We start from the raw sequence: 15,771 nt of genomic DNA on the forward strand, positions 1-15,771 counted from the left end.
CAGGTCAGAAAGTTACGCGGTTTTCAATGCCGGACGCGCCTTGCCCGCGGCCCAGTCGCGCAGGGCATCGCCAAAGGCACCGAACAGCACGCGGGACACCGGGTCCATGCCTGCGTTGTATTCGGGGTGCCACTGCACCGACATGGTGAAACCGGGCGCGCCGTCGATATAGATCGCCTCGGGCGTGCCATCGGGGGCATAGCCGTCGATCACAACACGGTTGCCCGCCGCCTTGATCCCCTGACCGTGCAGGGTGTTGGTCATCACGGCTTGCTTGCCCAGAAGACGGTGAAACGGCCCGCCTTCGGAAAAGCTGACCTCGTGCCGCAGGGCAAATTTCTCTTCCAGCGTCCCGTCGGGGGGCATCCGGTGATTGGTGCGCCCGGGCAGGTCGCGGATCTCGGGGTACAGGCTGCCGCCCATCGCCACGTTCACCTCTTGAAAGCCGCGGCAAACGCCGAAAAACGGCTGCCCCCGTTCGACGCAGGCGCGAATCAACGGCAGCGTCACCGCATCGCGCGCGCGGTCGAAATCGCCGTGCGCTGCGGTCGCTTCCTCGCCGTATTCCTCGGGGTGCACGTTGGGGCGACCGCCGGTGAACAAGAACCCGTCGCAAACCTCCATCAACTCTTCTGCGGTGTTCAACGCAGGATCTGCCGCCACCAAAAGCGGGATCGCGCCGGACACTTCGGCAATGGCCGAGGTGTTCATCATGCCACCGGCGTGCACCTTGTAATCGTCACCGATCACATGGGCGTTGCTGATAATTCCGACAACCGGACGTGCCATAGGGCCTCACTTGCTCTCGTCGTTCATGCAAGATCGTATACCGCAGGCCAAAGCGATTGCCCAGCCTGACGCACCGTCCCGCGGCCTGATCCTAGATTTCGCCCATCAAAGCAGCAGCTTCAACACCCGCCATCGCCGCAATCGCATCGTTGTCCGATGTGTCCCCGGTCACGCCAACCGCGCCCACGACCTTGCCCGCTTTGTTGCGCAGCAGCACGCCGCCCGGCACCGGCACCACCTGCCCGCCGAACACCCCGTTCACCGCCGCCATGAAATAGGCCTGATCCTCGGCCCGTTTCATCTGCGCCGTGCCGGACATGCCCAGCATGACAGCGCCGTAAGCCTTGCCATGGGCAATGCCGAACCGTCCCGGCGACGCGCCATCGCTGCGTTCAAAGGCGACAACATGGCCGCCCGCATCCAGCACCACAACCGAAAGCGGCTTCAGCTCCATCTCGCGCCCCGTGCTGATCGCCTTGCGCACAATCTTGCGCGCCTGGTTCAACGTTACCGACATCGGCCTCTCCTTCTCTGGTTCAATAAATCCTCGGGGGAGCGCCGTCAGGCGCGGGGGCAGACAGCCCCCTGCCCGATCAGCCTCAGCCCGGGCCTCAGCCCTGCGCTTTCAACTCCAACCGCCGCGCGTGCAACACAGGCTCGGTATAGCCCGACGGCTGCACCCGTCCTTTCAGCACCAGATCGCAGGCCGCGGCAAATGCCACGCCGTCAAACCCCGGCGCCATCGGCGTATAGGACGCATCGCCCGCGTTCTGCTTGTCCACCACAGCCGCCATCTTGCGCAGCCCCGCCATCACCTGATCCTCAGAGATCACCCCGTGATGCAGCCAGTTGGCCAGCGCCTGAGCAGAAATACGGCAGGTCGCGCGGTCTTCCATCAGGCCCACGTCGTGGATGTCCGGCACCTTGGAACAGCCCACGCCCTGATCGACCCAGCGCACCACATAGCCCAGGATGCCTTGCGCGTTGTTCTCGATCTCTTGGGCAATCTCGGCGTCGCTCAGGTTCCGCCCGTCCATCACCGGAATGGTCAGCAGATCTTCCAACGTGCCGCGCGCCCCGCCCGCCTTGATCTCGTCCTGACGGGCCAGCACGTCCACCTCGTGGTAATGCGTCGCGTGCAGCGTAGCAGCGGTGGGCGACGGCACCCAGGCGCAGTTGGCGCCGGATTTCGGATGGCCGATCTTGGCCTTCAGCATGTCGGCCATCAGGTCGGGCATCGCCCACATCCCCTTGCCGATCTGCGCCTTGCCCTGCAAGCCACAGGCCAGCCCGATGTCGACGTTGCGATCCTCGTAGGATGTGATCCAGGCGGCGGATTTCATCTCGCCCTTGGGCACCATCGGCCCCGCTTCCATCGAGGTGTGAATCTCGTCGCCGGTCCGGTCCAGGAAACCGGTGTTGATGAACGCCACCCGCGATTTCGCGGCGCGGATGCATTCGGCCAGGTTCACCGATGTGCGGCGTTCCTCGTCCATGATGCCCAGCTTGACCGTGTTGGCGGGCAGGTCCAGCACCTTTTCGACGCGGGTGAAAATCTCGTCGGCCAGTGCGACCTCTTCCGGTCCGTGCATCTTGGGTTTCACCACATAGACCGATCCGGCCACCGAATTGCGCAGGCCATCCGACTTTTTCAGATCGTGCATGGCAATCAGCGTGGTGATCATCGCGTCCATCAACCCTTCGCTGATCTCGCGGCCTTCGGCGTCCAGAATCGCGGGGTTGGTCATCAGGTGGCCGACATTGCGCACCAGCATCAGCGACCGGCCTTTCAGAGTGCCCGCGCTGCCGTCGGCTGCGGTAAATGCGATGTCATCCGCCATCTTGCGGGTCATCTGCTGGCCGCCTTTTTCAAAGGTCTCTTGCAGATCGCCGGTCATCAGGCCCAGCCAGTTGCCATAGGCCACGACCTTGTCCTCGGCGTCCACCGCCGCGACGCTGTCTTCGCAGTCCATGATCGTGGACATGGCCGATTCCAGCCGCACGTCCGAGATGCCCGCCGGATCGCTGCCGCCGATGTCGGTGCCACGGTCCAGCATGATCTGGATGTGCAGGCCGTTGTTGCGCAGCAGCACGAAATCGGGTGCATCCGCGTCACCGCCAAAGCCCACGAAAGCGTCAGAACTGGCAAGTGCGACACTGTTGCCACCGGCAGTCAACGTCAAGGCGCCATCCGAAACGGAAACGCCGTCCACCGAAGACCACTGACCAGTCGACAACGGCGCCGCCTTGTCCAAGAACCCCTTGGCCCAGTCGATCACCCGCGCACCGCGTTTGGGGTCGTACCCCTTGCCCGCAGGCAAATCGCCCAGCGCGTCGGTGCCGTAGAGCGCATCATACAAGCTGCCCCAGCGCGCATTGGCCGCGTTCAGCGCAAAGCGGGCGTTGGTGATCGGCACGACCAGTTGCGGGCCGGGAATGTTGGCAATCTCGGGGTCCACGCCAGCGGTGTCGATCTTGAACGGTGCGCCCTCAGCCACCAGATAGCCGATTTCGCGCAGAAACGCGGTATAGCTTTCGGCGTCATGCGGCTGGCCACGGTGGTCCACATGCCATGCGTCGATCTGCGCCTGAATCTCTTCGCGTTTGGCCAGCATCTCGCGGGTCTTGGGACCAAGGTCGGCCACGATCCCGGCAAAGCCCGCCCAGAACGTGCTGGCATCCACGCCGGTGCCCGGCAGGGCGCGATCTTCGACAAAAGCGGCCAGTTGGGGGGCAACGCTCAGGCCGCTGCGATCCACATGGTTGGTCATGACAAACTCCGTATTCTGCTGTGTTGGCGCTAAAGCTAAGTTGAAACCTTGTCGCCGTAAACCTCTGACGGACAGATTGGTCATATATCTTTACCAGTTTACCGTCAGGTCGATGTGGGCTCTGAAAATCCTACCGCCAAACACGACGAAACCGGCCAAAGCCCAAGGGCTGTAGCCGGTTTCGCGCGCGAAAATTGAGAATGCTAGGCGATCGTCACTCTGTCACGGCTTGCGTGGCCACAGGTTCGCTGCTGGTGGCCTGATCTTCGTCGGTCCCAAAACCCCCGAAGACGTAAATCACTCCGGCAAGGACGGCCAGCGCCACGGCGGCACCGATGCCCACCAGCGACGGCTTGTGGCGTTTCGTTTGTTTATCAATATTTGTGTCAGATGCAGACATTGTGGAATCCTCTCGCTTGGCTGAAAGGGCGGGTTGCCGCCCCAGCGTCATGGAACTAACGTCCGCACCTACGCTTTGTTCCATATCAGACCGACGACAGGACAGCCCATGCGCGATGCCGCCCCCCAGACCATATACCTTGCCGACTACACGCCCTTTGGCTTTGACGTGGACGAGGTGCACCTGACGTTCGATCTGGCCCCTTCGGCCACCCATGTGCGCGCGCGCATCCGGTTCAGTCCCAAACCGGACGCCACCGACCGCACCTTTTTCCTGCATGGCGAGGATCTGACCCTGCTGGGCGCAAAAATCGACGGCGAGCCTGTGACCCCCAAGGTCACCCCCGAGGGTCTGACCTGCGATGTGCCGTCGATCCCGTTCACGTGGGAAAGCCACGTTCAGATCGACCCCGCCGCCAACACCGCGCTTGAGGGGCTGTACCAGTCGGGCGGCATGTTCTGCACCCAATGCGAAGCGCAGGGCTTTCGCAAGATCACCTATTACCCCGACCGCCCAGATGTCATGAGCACCTTTACCGTGCGGATCAACGGCCCGCATCCGGTGTTGCTGTCTAACGGCAACCTTGTGTCGTCGGGCGACGGCTGGGCCGAATGGCACGACCCGTGGCGCAAACCTGCCTATCTGTTTGCGCTGGTCGCGGGCGATCTGGTGGCGCATCGTGATACGTTCACCACGATGGAAGGCCGCAAGGTCGATCTGGCGCTGTACGTGCGCCCCGGCGACGAAGGCAAATGCGCCTTTGGCATGCAGGCGCTGAAAGACAGCATGACATGGGACGAACAGGTTTACGGGCGCGCCTATGATCTGGATGTGTTCAACATCGTCGCGGTCGATGATTTCAACATGGGCGCGATGGAAAACAAGGGGCTGAACATCTTCAACGCCTCTGCGGTCCTCGCCTCGCCCGAGACATCGACAGACATGAATTTCGAGCGGATCGAGGCGATCATCGCGCACGAGTATTTCCACAACTGGACCGGCAACCGCATCACCTGCCGCGACTGGTTCCAGCTGTGCCTGAAAGAAGGGCTGACCGTTTACCGCGACAGCCAGTTCACATCCGACATGCGCAGCGCGCCGGTGAAACGCATCGGTGACGTGATCGACCTGCACGGTCGCCAGTTCCCCGAGGATCAGGGGCCGCTGGCCCATCCGGTGCGGCCCGAAAGCTTTCAAGAGATCAACAACTTTTACACCGCCACCGTTTACGAAAAAGGCGCCGAAGTGATCGGGATGCTGCGCACGCTGGTGGGGCCGGATTCGTACAAGAACGCGCTGAATATGTACTTTGACCGCCACGACGGACAGGCCTGCACCATCGAGGACTGGTTGCAGGTGTTCGAGGATGCCACGGGCCGCGATCTGACCCAGTTCAAACGCTGGTATTCACAGGCCGGCACCCCGCATCTGAGCGTGACCGAGGATTACCGCAACGCGACCTACACGCTGACCTTCACCCAGCACACCCCGCCCAGTGCCGCCACGCCCGATCCGCAGCCTCTGGTGATACCGGTGGCCGTGGGCCTGCTGGACGCAAGCGGCAACGAGGTGATGGAAACGCAGGTTCTGGAAGTGACCGAAGGCACGCAAAGCTTTGCCTTTGCGGGGCACGCCTCCAAACCGACGGCATCCATCCTGCGCAACTTTTCCGCGCCCGTGGTGCTGGAGTTTGCCGCCGATCACGCCGCCCTGCTGGCCCATGACACCGACCCGTTCAACCGCTGGGAATCGGCGCGTGCGCTGGCGCTGGCGTCACTGCTGGCGACCATCACCAAAGGCACAAGCCCCGATGCGGATTACCTGCAAGGGATCGCAACCGTGCTGCGCGACGACCAGCTTGATCCGGCATACCGCGCGCTGATGCTGGGCCTGCCGGGGCAATCGGAACTGGCCGCCGCGCTGCACCGGAACGGCAACACGCCCGATCCGCAGGCGATCTATGACGCTGTGCAGGCGATGAAACAGGCGCTGGCGCAGACGCTCAAGGACGATCTTCCAGCGCTTTATGCCGACAATCAGGTGACCGCACCCTATGCGCCCGACGCCGAACAATCGGGCAAACGCGCGCTTGGCAATGCCGCGCTGTCGCTGCTGACCCGTCTGGACGGCGGCGATGCGGCGCAAGCGCAATACGACAGTGCTACCAACATGACACAACAACTGGCCGCGCTGGCCAACCTGATCCGCGCGGGCCGTGGCGATGCTGCATTGGCTGATTTCGAAGCGCAGTGGAAAGACGACCGGCTGGTCATGGACAAATGGTTCGCCCTGCAAGTGGGCGAGGCACAGCCCGACGATGCCGCCGACACGGCCAATGCGCTGACCCGTCACCGCGATTTCAACTGGAAGAACCCCAACCGCTTCCGCGCCACGCTGGGCGCGTTGGCGCAGCATCACGCGGGCTTTCATGCCGCGGACGGGTCGGGCTATGCGCTGCTGGCGGACTGGTTGATCAAGCTTGATCCGGTCAACCCGCAGACCACCGCGCGCATGTGTTCGGCCTTCCAGACGTGGCGGCGCTACGACCAGATCCGCCAGTCGCTGATGGCCAAGGAGCTGGACCGCATCGCCTCCACCCCGAACCTCAGCCGTGACACCACCGAAATGATCACCCGCATCCGCAACGCCTGAGGCCTGTCATGACCACTCCCCGCCCCGTCTGCCTGATCACCGGAGCCTCGGCTGGCATCGGCGCTGCCTGCGCGGTGCTGGCCGCCCAGCGCGGCTATGACCTGTTGCTAAGCTACCGCAGCGATGCGGCCGGTGCCGACGCCGTCAAGCAGCGCGCCGAGGCCGCCGGGGCGCGTGTTGTGCTGGTGCAGGCCGACGTGGCCGAACCCGACGCCATCGACCGGCTTTATGCCACGCTGGACGCCGAGTTTGGCCGCATCGACGCGCTGATCAACAACGCGGGTGCCATCGACGCCATCGCGCGGTTGACCGACATGGACCACGCCCGCCTGACCCGCATCTTTGCGGTCAACGTGGTTGGCGCGATGCTGGTGGCCAAGGGGGCTGTGCAACGGATGGAAGCACAGGGAGACGGCGGCAATATCGTCAACATCTCCTCTGCCGCCGCGCGGCTGGGGTCGGGCGGGCAGTTCGTGGACTATGCCGCCACCAAAGGGGCCATCGACACCTTTACCAAGGGGCTGTCGGACGAGGTCGCCCCCAACGGCATCCGCGTCAACGCGGTGCGCCCCGGCATTATCGAAACCGACATTCACGGCAAGGCCGGTGCGGCAGAGCGTGTCGAACACCTTGGGCCGATGACGCCGATGCGCCGGTCGGGCAGTGCGCAAGAGGTGGCAACCTCGGTGCTGTATCTTATGTCAGACGACGCCAGCTATATCACCGGCGCGTTTCTGGATGTGACCGGGGGACGCTAAGATGCCGATAACGCTGGGGCTGATCGTGTTGGGCATGATCGTCTACTTTGTGCTGCTGCGCGTGCGGCGCGGGTCTCGGATGGTGGCCGAGGTGATCGACATGCCCACTGACGTGCGCACGGCGGCACGTAGGCTGGGATACAAACGACGCACCGATGTGCATCCAGTGGATGGCATCGACGACCCGAAACTGGCGCAGGTCGCCTTGACAGCAGCCTATCTTGGTCTTGGCAAACCGCCCGCCGCTGCGGCCCCCTCTGCGCGGGTCGTGCAGCACGGCATGGCCCGTGACATCGAACAGGCGCGCAATATGATGGTGTTGGGCCACTGGCTTGTGCGCACCTGTGGAGGCGCCAAAGACGCCGTGTCACGTCTGGCGCGCAGGCTGTACGTGCTGGACGAGGGCGCGTCTGCGGCATGCGTGATAAGCATGCTACAGGGATTGTCCAAAGACGACGTTCCCACGTCCGGCCAGAACGCAGCACAGGCCGAGATCCGACAGGCTCTGCACGCCGCATGAGCGATTATATCTTTGAACGCAACGGCCGCCGCGCATCGACCGCAGTAACCGTTGTGGTGATCTGGGCGCTGCTGGCGCTGGCGATGGTGTTTCTGGATGCCTCGGTCTGGGTGGTGTGGCTGGGGGCGCTGGCCACCCTGCCCGCGCTGTATGATCTGGCGGTGGCGCGGGTGTCGTCGCTGCGGCTGTCCGACACCGCTGTGGACTGGCGATCCGGCAAACGCACCGGCAGCGCGCCCCTAAGTGCCATCAAGACCGTGCGGCTGGACACGCGGCTGGATATGTCGATCAAGGCGACCCTGATCCTGCACACAGGCGCGAACATACGGCTGCCGCTGGATGTGGTGCCCCCGTCGCGTGCGTTCGAAGATGCTCTGAAACAGCGCGGCATCCCCGTGGAGCGGCATCATTTTCGCCTGATCGGTTAGCTTTTGCGTTTGGGCCGCATCTTGGGCCGGATCGCATTGGGCAGCGCGCAATAGGGCTGTTTGCGGGTCCAGCCCGCGATGTCGCGCCGTTTGGCGGCGCTGCGCATCGGCCCCCAGTCGGCCGCCACCCCACGCCAACGGCTGTCGCGCCCGTAAACCATTCCGTCGCGCGGCACGGTCACTGCCAAGATACGCACCGCGCACGACAGGTTGGCCGCCCCTTTCATCAGGTCCGGCCCCGTGCCTGCGTTGCATTTGTACCCCCGTGCGGTGGACGGCAGGATTTGCAGCAACCCATACCACCGCCCGCCACCCCCCACGGCCTGCGGCTTGTATGTGCTTTCGTGTTTGGCCAGCGCCGACAGAAACCCCAGCCAGAACGCGCGCCGGTCGCGTATGTGGGCGTTTGGATAATTCGGACACCAGTCCGCGATGTCACGTGGCACGGTCTGAACCAGCGGCGCGCCGTGAGTCTTGAGCGCGGACAGCGCCGCGCGGTTCCACAGCATATGATTGGGCTGATGCGTCCAACGCGTGCGCGGCACATCGCCGTCACGCGCAGGCGGGCGTGGCATTTGCGACAGGTCGGCCAGCGCCACGGTCCCCGCTGACACCCCCCATATCGTCACCACAATTGCCATCAACATCCGTTTCATCGCAGCACTATGCGCAACAGCTTTGCGTCAAATCAAGCGATCACAGCACGCCCGGACCGCCCCACTGTGCCCGCCACAGCAACAGAGCCGCGAAAACACGCCATATTGTTGCCAGATTGACCAGCGCCGCCACGATTCGCCGGCGCAATTATTCGCCGGTCACGGTTCACGGCGCGTGCGATCTGGCCAAAGATGTCGGTGCAGTTTTCGACAAAATTCAAAGTAAATGCAAAAATCTTCTCCTAAAGCGGGAAATATGGCGCGCGCCACACCCGTCGTCGCTCAATCAGCGTCAAAGCTCCGCACCTCCGCCACGATTGCGCCTCAAACCAGGCCCAGATTGGCACCAGACAATCAAAATAACGAGTACATGAGATGCGATCGAAGTTCCAAGTGACCAGCCTGTTCACGAAGCTCCGCGATACGGCGCGCCGGTCTTCCTCGCATCTGGCGTTTGACGGTGTTGTCGACCCCAAGGGATTGACCGCGCGTCCCCCGCGCACGGTCGATCCCGTCCTTGCCCCGGCCCTGAGCATTCCCAGCCCCGATCCCACCGGCGAAGACCGCGCCTGTGACTTGCATCAAAACAGCGGCCAGCGTCTTGCCCGTCAGGAAGATTGGGCCGCCGTGTCCAAAGCGATCCGCGCAGCCGAAGCCGCAGGCACCCGCACCCCCGGCGGGATGCCCGTGGCGGACCTGATCGCCTTTGGCGCGCGCGCCGACGTGGTCCATGCAGCGGAACACGCCCTGCTGTCGGGCCGGCCCGCCAAGGATGCGCCGCTGCTGGACGGGATCATCGCGCTGGAAGAAGTTCTGGCCGAACACCCGGGCGACTATACCATCGCCTGTGTGGTCGCCATGGCGCACATCGACATCGGCTGGGCCTGGCGCGGCACCGGCTGGGCGGTCGAGGTGCCCCAGCGCAACCGCGAGGCCTTCGAGGCGCATTTCGACCGCGCCCGCGACATCCTTGAAACCTCTTTGATCGAGGACCAGCCCTCGCCCCTGCTGGCCACCGCCCAATGCGCGGTGCGCAGTGGCCTGCCCACCGACACCAACCGTCTGATCGCCGCCTACGAGGCGCTGATCGACATGGACCCGCTGAACGCGCGCGCCTATCGCAACATGGGCACCCATCTGCTGCCGCGCTGGCACGGGTCGGTGCAGGATCTGGAGGTGCAGGCCCGCCGTATGGCCAGCCGCAGCCAGGCCGTCTGGGGCGCCGGCGGCTATACCTGGGTCATGCTGGATGCCATCGCACTGGACGACGCGGCGTGCAGCCAGCTCGACATCGCGTTCTTCATCGAAGGGCTGCACGACATCCTGGCCCGCCGCACCGACCAGCACACGGTCAACCTGTTGGCGGCCTATTGTGCCAACACCATGGGCATGACGCTTGATGCTTCGGACGATGTCGCCTTTGTGCGCGGCCAGATCGCCGATTGCGCCAAATGGATCATCCGCCAGCACCTGACCGAATTGCACCCGATGATCTGGGCCCATGCCGCACGCGGGTTTGACAACAATCTGCGGGTGCGTTGCCCCGACCGGTTCGCCGCCGCAGGGGCCGCCGATGCCCACCGCATCCTGTGCGATATGTTCCGCCGCGAGCTGTCACAGGGCAAACGCGTGGTGTTCACCGACCGCGGCGCGCAGCTAGAACCGGTTTAACGCTGCACCCGCCGCGCCGCCGCAGCCAGCAGCGCGCGCGCATAAAACGTATGGGCGCCTTTCAGGCTGTCGAACACCGGCCCCAGCACCAGATCGCCGGATTTTGACCGGACCGGCACCACAACCGTCCCGAACAGCAATTGCGTCTCGCTGCACTGCGCCATCACCTTGAACCAGGATTTCGTGCGGCCCGACCGCTCGGCCATCATCAGCTCGTTCCCGCGCCGCGTCTCGACGGTCCAGATGGCGAACCGCTCGGACTGGCCATCCGCGACCGCGCGCGCTTGGGCATCGGTCGACGGGGCGCGCGCGGCAACACGCAGCACAAACCGTTCGGCGCGAAACAGCGGTGTGGTATAGAAGGCCGCCACATAGTCGGCCAGCGTCACCTGCCCTGGCACCACGCAACTGTAGCAGTCCGTGAAATGCCCCGCACGTTCGGCATAATCCGCAATCAACCGACCCGGCGGAATGTCCTGATTAACAACAACAACCATAGGCCAGCAGTATCCCAGATGCTGCGTCCTGCATAGCCTGCGTGGTGTCGCACCCTCTTGCAGCACAGCGGGTGCTGGACTACACCAGCCTGCAATGCCCCACAGCCTTTGGTGAGACCATGCTTGACCTGTCCTACGACCTGCCGAAACCCCGCGTGATTGCCGGTGCCAAACACGATTGGGAACTGGTGATCGGGATGGAAGTCCACGCACAGGTCGCATCCAACGCCAAGCTGTTCTCGGGCGCGTCGACCCAATTCGGCGCCGAGCCGAATTCGAACGTTGCCTTTGTGGACGCGGCGATGCCCGGCATGTTGCCCGTGATCAACGAATATTGCATCGAACAGGCTGTGCGCACGGGTCTGGGACTGAACGCCGAAATTCACCTGAAATCGGCTTTTGACCGCAAGAACTACTTCTACCCCGACCAGCCTGCGGGCTATCAGATCAGCCAGTTGTACCACCCCATCGTCGGCGAAGGCGAAGTGTTGGTGGAACTGGGCGACGGCACCGCGCGGCCGGTGCGCGTGGAACGCATCCACATGGAACAGGACGCGGGCAAGTCGATTCACGACATGGACCCCGATATGTCCTTTGTCGACCTGAACCGCGCCGGTGTCTGCCTGATGGAAATCGTCAGCCGCCCCGACATCCGCAGCGCCGAAGAGGCCGCCGCCTATATCCTGAAACTGCGCCAGATCATGCGCTATCTGGGCACCTGTGACGGCGACATGCAAAACGGCAACCTGCGCGCCGATGTCAACGTGTCGGTCTGCCGCCCCGGCGCCTATGAGCGCTACCGCGAGACCGGCGATTTCGGCCATCTGGGCACACGCTGCGAAATCAAGAACATGAACTCGACCCGCTTTATCCAGCAGGCCATCGAGGTCGAGGCACGGCGTCAGATTGCGATCCTTGAGGCCGGCGGCGAAGTCGATCAGGAAACGCGCGGCTTTGACCCCGTCAAGGGCGAGACCCGCACCCAGCGGTCCAAGGAAGAAGCGCACGACTACCGCTATTTCCCCGACCCCGACCTGCTGCCGCTGGAGATTGAACAAGACTGGGTCGACCAGATCAAGACCACGCTGCCCGAGCTGCCCGACGCCAAAAAAGCCCGCTTTATCGGGGACTTCGGCCTGACCGACTATGACGCCTCTGTGCTGACCGCCGATCTGGACAGCGCCGGCTATTTCGAAGCCGTGGCCGCAGGACGCGACGGCAAGATGGCTGCGAACTGGGTCATCAACGAACTGTTTGGCCGCCTGAAAAAAGACGACAAGGACATCGACGCAAGCCCGGTGACGCCCGCGCAACTGGGCGGCATTGTCGACCTGATCGCCTCGGACGCGATCAGCGGCAAGATCGCCAAGGATGTGTTTGAAATCACCTATACCACGGGCCGCGACCCCGCCGAGATCGTCGAGACCGAGGGCATGACCCAGGTCACCGACACCGGCGCCATCGAGGCCGCGGTGGACGAAATCATCGCCGCCAACCCCGATCAGGTCGCCAAGGCGCAGGAAAACCCGAAACTGGCAGGCTGGTTCGTCGGTCAGGTGATGAAAGCCACCGGTGGCAAGGCCAACCCCAAGACGGTGAACCAACTGGTCGCGCAAAAGCTCAAGGGGTAATCCCCCCTTCTTTTGGCCTTAAATATCCAAATCCCGCGCGCGCCCCAAGCGGGCGCGCCGCCACGTCGCGCTTTACCTTGCCGCGCGCGGCCCTCACCTTGGGTCAACCCAAGTGACATGAAGGTAAACCATGACCAATTCCCCCCTCCATTCCGACCTGTTGTTCCGCAGCAAACCGATGACCGTGCGCCCCGAATGGATCGACTATAACGGGCATTTGAACATGGCCTATTATTCGGTGCTGATGGACACCTCGGTCGATGATCTGTACCCGCAATTCGGCTTCGGTCTGGACTACCTGAAATCCACCGGCTGCACGACCTATGTGGCCGAGTTTCACATCTGCTATGTGCGCGAACTGCATGAGGGCGATCAGGTTTACTCCACTGTCCAACTGCTTGATTTCGATGAGAAACGCTTTCACCTCTATCAAGAGCTGTGGCATCAGGACGGCTGGCTGGCCGCCACTGGCGAGGGGCTGACGCTGCACGTCGATCAGTCCGGCCCGCGCGTCGCCCCCATGCCCGATCACATCATCGCGAACCTGCGCGCGATGCACACCGCCCAAAGCACGCTGCCTTGGCCGGATCGTGCCGGTCGCAAGATCGGTATTCGCCGCAAAGGGTGATGCGCCCTTTCACATCTGTCGGGCACTTGGTATATCCCCCTCCGCAATGACATTACGGGGGCGGTCGCACAGGTCATGACACAGTATGAATACAAAGTTGTTCCGGCACCCGCCAAAGGTCTGAAGGCCGAGGGAATCAAAACCCCCGAGGCCCGCTTTGCCAACGCGCTCGAGCAGTTGATGAACGAGATGGGCGGCCACGGCTGGGAATACATGCGCGCCGACACGCTGCCATCGACCGAACGGTCCGGCCTGACCGGATCGACGACCGAATGGCGCAATATGCTGATCTTTCGCCGCGCAGTGCCGCAAGCGGACAGCGACGCCACAGCCCTGCCCGAGACGCCGGTGCAGGTGGCGACATCCGTAGCGGCACCCGTGGTGGCGGCACCTGTGGTGGCAGCGCCTGTAACCTCCCCGGTAACGCATGACACCGCCAAGCAAGACGCCCCGCAAGACGAGACACCGGACACCACCGACGTGGTCGCCCAGGACACCGCCGTTGACGAAACAGCGGACACATCACCGGATCAGACCCCGGATGCGGATGCAGACCCAGACGTCGACCCCGACGAACAGAAAACACCGCGCGCCGGGGCCACTCATATGCTGTCCGACAACGGCGTCGAGGAAACGTCCGAAGTGTCGGGCATGTCCAGCTCGCTGCAAAACCTGGCCAGCAACCGCAGTCGCCTGAAAGGGGTCACCCGCAGCGACAAGTAATTACGCGTCGGCGTCAATCGCCAGCGCGTGAATACGCCCGATCAACTCGGCCCCGATGGCCGAATGTACCGCGCGGTGCCTGGCAATCCGGCTTTGCCCCGCAAAGGCATCCGCACGGATGCGCACATTGAAATGGCTTTGCCCCGCCTCGGGGGCATTTGCATGACCCGCATGGGACGCACTGTCGTCCACCACCTCTAACTCGCGCGGAGAAAAGGCATCGTTCAACTTTTCCGCAATCTCGTCTGACACTCGCATTAATTTGCTCACTTTTTTAACTGCGCCCCCTTCTATCTCCGCCCCAATATCCTAAAGTAACGGCCCAGAGTCGATAAGGTTGTCCCAATGTCCAAGTCTGATCCCTTCGGTTTCGATATGTCCGTCTCCTCCGCCAAGAAAAAGAACCCGCGCGGACGTCGCGGGATGTCGGGGGCTTCCGAAACCTCGACCCGCATTTGCGACCACGACGGCTGTGACGAGCCCGGCAAATACCGCGCGCCCAAGGCGCCGGATGTGCTGGACGACTATTTCTGGTTCTGCCAGCAGCACGTGCGCGAATATAACCTGAAATGGAACTTCTTCGACGGCACGACCGAGGCCGAGCTGAACGCGCAGATGTCCAAGGACAAGGTCTGGGAGCGCGCGACCAAGCCCATGGGCGACCCCGAGGCGCGGGCCTGGGCGCGTCTGGGCATCGAGGACCCGCATCAGGTGCTGGGCGCCAATGCCACGCAAAACCCCGGCAAGGCCGGCGGCGCGGGCAAGAAGCTGCCGCCCACCGAACGCCGTGCCATGGAAATTCTGGAAGCCAAGGACCATTGGACCAAAGCCGAAGTGCGCAAGGCTTACAAACTGCTGATCAAGGTGCTGCACCCCGACATGAACGGCGGCGACCGCAGCCAGGAAGAGCAGTTGCAAGAGGTCATGTGGGCGTGGGACCAGATCAAGGCCAGCAAGAACTTCAAGGACTGACGGGCTTTCAACTTGACCCGGAAATGCAAAACGCCCCGCAACAGCGGGGCGTTTGTCGTTTGGTGCTGATGGAGGATCTCAGCGTCCGCGAGTGGTGCTTATTCCGCAGGCAGCAGAACGGTGTCGATCACGTGGATCACGCCGTTCGACTGTTTCACGTCAGCGATGGTCACGGTCGCAACCTGGCCGCGCTCGTCGGTCAGTGTGATGTTGTCGCCGTCCATTTTGGCTTGCAATGTGCAACCGCCAACTGTGGGCACGTCATGCGCGCCGCCATCGTCCGCGATCATGCCTGCAATCGCATCCGACATCGCGTCGGCGGCAACCACGTGGCAGGTCAGGATCTTGGTCAGCATGTCTTTGTTCTCGGGCATCAGCAGCGTGTCAACGGTGCCTTCGGGCAGCGCTGCGAACGCTTCGTTGGTGGGTGCGAACACGGTAAAGGGGCCTTCGCCCGACAGTGTTTCGACCAGACCGGCAGCCTGCACGGCGGCGACCAGCGTGGTGTGGTCGGCCGAGTTCACGGCGTTTTCCACGATGTTCTTGTCGGCATACATGGCAGCGCCACCCACCATCGGGTTGTCCATGGCCGAAGCAGCAAAGCCAAAGCCAGACAGGCTCAGGACCAGAGCGGATGTGGCGAGTGTTTTAGTCGAAAACATAGTGATCTCCCAA

Annotated in this window: 17 protein-coding genes; 9 read left to right on the forward strand and 8 right to left on the reverse strand. The window is 63.2% G+C overall.

Annotated elements, in window-relative coordinates:
- Window positions 1-12 precede the first annotated feature (12 nt).
- The 4 genes from AAC077_RS06140 to AAC077_RS06155 form a co-directional block, all read right to left on the reverse strand.
- Window positions 13-789 (reverse strand): gamma-glutamyl-gamma-aminobutyrate hydrolase family protein, encoded by a 777-nt coding sequence (locus tag AAC077_RS06140; protein WP_339767583.1) that lies wholly within the window; start codon window positions 787-789, stop codon window positions 13-15.
- Window positions 790-880: 91 nt separating this feature from the next.
- Window positions 881-1,306 (reverse strand): heme-binding protein, encoded by a 426-nt coding sequence (locus tag AAC077_RS06145; RefSeq protein WP_339767585.1) that lies wholly within the window; start codon window positions 1,304-1,306, stop codon window positions 881-883.
- 94 nt (window positions 1,307-1,400) lie between these two features.
- Complete coding sequence (locus tag AAC077_RS06150) at window positions 1,401-3,560, reverse strand: malate synthase G (RefSeq protein WP_339767587.1); 2,160 nt, start codon at window positions 3,558-3,560, stop codon at window positions 1,401-1,403.
- A gap of 214 nt (window positions 3,561-3,774) precedes the next feature.
- Window positions 3,775-3,960, reverse strand: a complete 186-nt coding sequence (locus AAC077_RS06155) for a hypothetical protein (RefSeq protein ID WP_339767589.1) — start codon at window positions 3,958-3,960, stop codon at window positions 3,775-3,777.
- A gap of 108 nt (window positions 3,961-4,068) precedes the next feature.
- Here AAC077_RS06155 and pepN point away from each other — a divergent pair, with 108 nt between their 5' ends.
- Genes pepN through AAC077_RS06175 form a run of 4 tightly spaced genes read left to right on the forward strand, consistent with a single transcriptional unit; the run spans window position 4,069 to window position 8,318 of the window.
- Window positions 4,069-6,612 (forward strand): aminopeptidase N, encoded by a 2,544-nt coding sequence (gene pepN / locus AAC077_RS06160; RefSeq protein ID WP_339767590.1) that lies wholly within the window; start codon window positions 4,069-4,071, stop codon window positions 6,610-6,612.
- Window positions 6,613-6,620: 8 nt separating this feature from the next.
- A complete protein-coding gene (locus tag AAC077_RS06165; protein WP_339767592.1) occupies window positions 6,621-7,370 on the forward strand; it encodes an SDR family oxidoreductase in 750 nt (249 codons plus the stop codon).
- A gap of 1 nt (window position 7,371) precedes the next feature.
- A complete protein-coding gene (locus AAC077_RS06170) occupies window positions 7,372-7,890 on the forward strand; it encodes a hypothetical protein (RefSeq protein ID WP_339767594.1) in 519 nt (172 codons plus the stop codon).
- Window positions 7,887-8,318 (forward strand): hypothetical protein, encoded by a 432-nt coding sequence (locus tag AAC077_RS06175; protein ID WP_339767596.1) that lies wholly within the window; start codon window positions 7,887-7,889, stop codon window positions 8,316-8,318. Before AAC077_RS06170 ends, AAC077_RS06175 begins: the two co-directional genes overlap by 4 nt.
- Here AAC077_RS06175 and AAC077_RS06180 read toward each other — a convergent pair.
- Entirely contained in the window at window positions 8,315-8,974 is a 660-nt protein-coding gene (locus AAC077_RS06180; RefSeq protein WP_339767598.1) for a transglycosylase SLT domain-containing protein, read from the reverse strand. The genes AAC077_RS06175 and AAC077_RS06180 overlap by 4 nt on opposite strands.
- 375 nt (window positions 8,975-9,349) lie before the next feature.
- On the opposite strand from AAC077_RS06180, the gene AAC077_RS06185 reads away from it, so the two are divergent.
- Window positions 9,350-10,645: a hypothetical protein gene (locus AAC077_RS06185; RefSeq protein WP_339767599.1), complete on the forward strand. Its 1,296-nt coding sequence runs from the start codon at window positions 9,350-9,352 to the stop codon at window positions 10,643-10,645.
- Here AAC077_RS06185 and AAC077_RS06190 read toward each other — a convergent pair.
- Window positions 10,642-11,142 carry a hypothetical protein gene (locus AAC077_RS06190; protein ID WP_339767601.1) on the reverse strand — a complete coding sequence of 167 codons (501 nt, stop codon included), beginning with the start codon at window positions 11,140-11,142 and terminating at the stop codon, window positions 10,642-10,644. The two genes, AAC077_RS06185 and AAC077_RS06190, sit on opposite strands and share 4 nt — an antisense overlap.
- A gap of 119 nt (window positions 11,143-11,261) precedes the next feature.
- Between AAC077_RS06190 and gatB the strand changes: the two genes are divergently transcribed.
- From gatB to AAC077_RS06205, 3 genes are all read left to right on the forward strand, one after another.
- On the forward strand, window positions 11,262-12,773 hold the full coding sequence (gatB, locus tag AAC077_RS06195; RefSeq protein ID WP_339767973.1) for an Asp-tRNA(Asn)/Glu-tRNA(Gln) amidotransferase subunit GatB: 1,512 nt from the start codon (window positions 11,262-11,264) through the stop codon (window positions 12,771-12,773).
- A gap of 130 nt (window positions 12,774-12,903) precedes the next feature.
- On the forward strand, window positions 12,904-13,401 hold the full coding sequence (locus tag AAC077_RS06200; protein ID WP_339767603.1) for a thioesterase family protein: 498 nt from the start codon (window positions 12,904-12,906) through the stop codon (window positions 13,399-13,401).
- A gap of 75 nt (window positions 13,402-13,476) precedes the next feature.
- Window positions 13,477-14,124, forward strand: a complete 648-nt coding sequence (locus AAC077_RS06205; protein ID WP_339767605.1) for a DUF4177 domain-containing protein — start codon at window positions 13,477-13,479, stop codon at window positions 14,122-14,124.
- Here the strand turns inward: AAC077_RS06205 and AAC077_RS06210 are convergent, their stop codons facing one another.
- Entirely contained in the window at window positions 14,125-14,382 is a 258-nt protein-coding gene (locus tag AAC077_RS06210; protein ID WP_339767607.1) for a BolA family protein, read from the reverse strand.
- An 87-nt stretch (window positions 14,383-14,469) separates the two neighbouring features.
- On the opposite strand from AAC077_RS06210, the gene AAC077_RS06215 reads away from it, so the two are divergent.
- Entirely contained in the window at window positions 14,470-15,096 is a 627-nt protein-coding gene (locus AAC077_RS06215; protein WP_339767609.1) for a J domain-containing protein, read from the forward strand.
- A gap of 98 nt (window positions 15,097-15,194) precedes the next feature.
- Here the strand turns inward: AAC077_RS06215 and AAC077_RS06220 are convergent, their stop codons facing one another.
- On the reverse strand, window positions 15,195-15,758 hold the full coding sequence (locus tag AAC077_RS06220) for a fasciclin domain-containing protein (protein ID WP_339767611.1): 564 nt from the start codon (window positions 15,756-15,758) through the stop codon (window positions 15,195-15,197).
- Window positions 15,759-15,771 lie beyond the last annotated feature (13 nt).

Source organism: uncultured Pseudosulfitobacter sp. (assembly GCF_963976325.1).
Classification (GTDB): Bacteria; Pseudomonadota; Alphaproteobacteria; order Rhodobacterales; family Rhodobacteraceae; genus Pseudosulfitobacter.

What these genes read in the sequence shown, in the direction of transcription:
- AAC077_RS06170 (WP_339767594.1), top strand. Translation starts at nt 7,372, where the DNA reads ATGCCGATAACGCTGGGGCTGATCGTGTTGGGCATGATCGTCTACTTT.
- AAC077_RS06165 (WP_339767592.1), top strand. Translation starts at nt 6,621, where the DNA reads ATGACCACTCCCCGCCCCGTCTGCCTGATCACCGGAGCCTCGGCTGGC.
- AAC077_RS06200 (WP_339767603.1), top strand. Translation starts at nt 12,904, where the DNA reads ATGACCAATTCCCCCCTCCATTCCGACCTGTTGTTCCGCAGCAAACCG.
- AAC077_RS06215 (WP_339767609.1), top strand. Translation starts at nt 14,470, where the DNA reads ATGTCCAAGTCTGATCCCTTCGGTTTCGATATGTCCGTCTCCTCCGCC.
- AAC077_RS06175 (WP_339767596.1), top strand. Translation starts at nt 7,887, where the DNA reads ATGAGCGATTATATCTTTGAACGCAACGGCCGCCGCGCATCGACCGCA.
- AAC077_RS06150 (WP_339767587.1), bottom strand. Translation starts at nt 3,560, where the DNA reads ATGACCAACCATGTGGATCGCAGCGGCCTGAGCGTTGCCCCCCAACTG.
- AAC077_RS06145 (WP_339767585.1), bottom strand. Translation starts at nt 1,306, where the DNA reads ATGTCGGTAACGTTGAACCAGGCGCGCAAGATTGTGCGCAAGGCGATC.
- pepN (WP_339767590.1), top strand. Translation starts at nt 4,069, where the DNA reads ATGCGCGATGCCGCCCCCCAGACCATATACCTTGCCGACTACACGCCC.
- AAC077_RS06155 (WP_339767589.1), bottom strand. Translation starts at nt 3,960, where the DNA reads ATGTCTGCATCTGACACAAATATTGATAAACAAACGAAACGCCACAAG.
- AAC077_RS06140 (WP_339767583.1), bottom strand. Translation starts at nt 789, where the DNA reads ATGGCACGTCCGGTTGTCGGAATTATCAGCAACGCCCATGTGATCGGT.
- AAC077_RS06205 (WP_339767605.1), top strand. Translation starts at nt 13,477, where the DNA reads ATGACACAGTATGAATACAAAGTTGTTCCGGCACCCGCCAAAGGTCTG.
- AAC077_RS06180 (WP_339767598.1), bottom strand. Translation starts at nt 8,974, where the DNA reads ATGAAACGGATGTTGATGGCAATTGTGGTGACGATATGGGGGGTGTCA.
- AAC077_RS06185 (WP_339767599.1), top strand. Translation starts at nt 9,350, where the DNA reads ATGCGATCGAAGTTCCAAGTGACCAGCCTGTTCACGAAGCTCCGCGAT.
- AAC077_RS06210 (WP_339767607.1), bottom strand. Translation starts at nt 14,382, where the DNA reads ATGCGAGTGTCAGACGAGATTGCGGAAAAGTTGAACGATGCCTTTTCT.
- gatB (WP_339767973.1), top strand. Translation starts at nt 11,262, where the DNA reads ATGCTTGACCTGTCCTACGACCTGCCGAAACCCCGCGTGATTGCCGGT.
- AAC077_RS06190 (WP_339767601.1), bottom strand. Translation starts at nt 11,142, where the DNA reads ATGGTTGTTGTTGTTAATCAGGACATTCCGCCGGGTCGGTTGATTGCG.
- AAC077_RS06220 (WP_339767611.1), bottom strand. Translation starts at nt 15,758, where the DNA reads ATGTTTTCGACTAAAACACTCGCCACATCCGCTCTGGTCCTGAGCCTG.